The sequence below is a fragment of the Thermostichus sp. OS-CIW-26 genome, from assembly GCF_054058395.1.
The window spans coordinates 1-1,020 of the sequence record NZ_JBSSAG010000069.1 but is presented as its reverse complement, the minus strand read 5'-3'; the positions used below and the strand labels follow the sequence as shown (position 1 = coordinate 1,020).

The following is a 1,020-nucleotide window of genomic DNA, read 5'->3' as shown; positions in this document are numbered from 1 at the left end:
TACAGCCTGTTAAGGGCTCAAGGGGTACAATAGCAGCACTTAGCAAACCAACTTCGGAAGGAGGATGGATTGATCAGTAGTAAAGAAGTCTTCACTATCTGCTCCATGCTATATTTCCCAATTCTGCAAAGCTGCCGAATAAAATGCTTCAACACCGACCACATCATCTCAATGGGATTCAACTCCGGCGCATACACAGGCAGGTATAGGATTCGTGCTCCTGTCCCCCTAATCAATTCCTCAACTTCCCGACTCTTGTGGATATTTAAATTGTCCATAATCACAACCTTCCTCGCATCTAGCTTCGGACATAGCTCGCTTCTCAAAAACTCCAAAAAATCTCCTTTCTTCATCCCACCCTTGATGACACGACAGCCAACTACACCTCTCAAGGAAATAGCTCCAATAACCGTATACTTTTCACCCTTGTATCTCTGACGATAATGATAAGCCCTTTGACCACGTAAACTCCGAGATACTCTCCGCTCCATTCCCTCCCAGACTCCCGTCTGGTCGATGGCAATCAAATCCTCCGCTGGAATATTCCTGACTTCTTGACTATAAGCTAGTCGTTCCCTTTGCACCTCCTCTTCTTTGACTTTTGCACTGCGGTAGGTCTTTTTTTTAGAGTCATTCCTTGCTTTTTCAAGAAATTATGTATCGTGACGATGCTTACATTGATTCCTAAGCGCTCGCGCAACAGTTCTTGATACTGCCACAGGTAGAAGTCTGGGTGTTCTGTAATAATTGCCATCACTTCCTGCCGATGTTGTTCCAAAATGCCCACTCGCTTGGTGCCTGCTTTCTTAGGGGCTAAATCTTGAGTTTGTTGGTACTGACGCACCCAGCGGTGTACTGTTCTTTTGGTCACCATGAAGCGTTTAGCTACCTGGCGGATGGAGGTGTTACCTGCCTGATAGGCTGCTACAACTCTTTGCCGCAAATCCAAAGAATGAGTCGGCATTCCTTTCTCTCCTTCCTCTTGAATACCTGTACCCTATTTTAAATTAAAAGGCTGTA

At 45.4% G+C, this 1,020-nt stretch carries 1 protein-coding gene; it reads right to left on the bottom strand.

Annotated features, from left to right (window positions below):
- Positions 1-17: 17 nt before the first annotated feature.
- A protein-coding gene (locus ACVW0C_RS14220; protein WP_148203181.1) for an IS630-like element ISSoc15 family transposase occupies positions 18-964 on the bottom strand; the annotation gives its coding sequence in 2 pieces (ribosomal slippage) (positions 18-628 and positions 628-964; 948 coding nt in all).
- Between the last annotated feature and the right edge of the window lie 56 nt (positions 965-1,020).